General features: G+C 43.1%; 1 protein-coding gene. It reads right to left on the reverse strand.

Features of this window, described 5'->3' with window-relative positions:
* On the reverse strand, positions 1–313 hold a 313-nt coding region (locus ACVC2P_RS17235), incomplete at both ends, for an Ig-like domain-containing protein (protein ID WP_452599688.1).

Here is a 313-nt window from a genome sequence, read left to right on the forward strand (position 1 = left end):
AGTTTCTTCAGCTTCAGCATAGTAAGTGTAAACTCCAATAGCTGTATCGGTAGGCGTATAATTAAGGCCAGAAGCTAAGGCAGTACCTCCAGTAGCGTTTGTATACCAATTAACAGCATCCCCTAAAGCAGGAGGGCCAGGCAGTACAACACTTAAAGCAGGTGTAGTTGCGCCAAAACAAACACTAGGATTGTTAGGATTAGTAGGCGTATCGATAAAAGGACAAGCACAATTAGGCGCAGTTACCATTAAGGTGTCTTGACACGATCCATTAACAGCACTAGTTGCAGTAATTGTAATATCCGTTCCAGCA

Source organism: Pontimicrobium sp. MEBiC01747 (assembly GCF_053601635.1).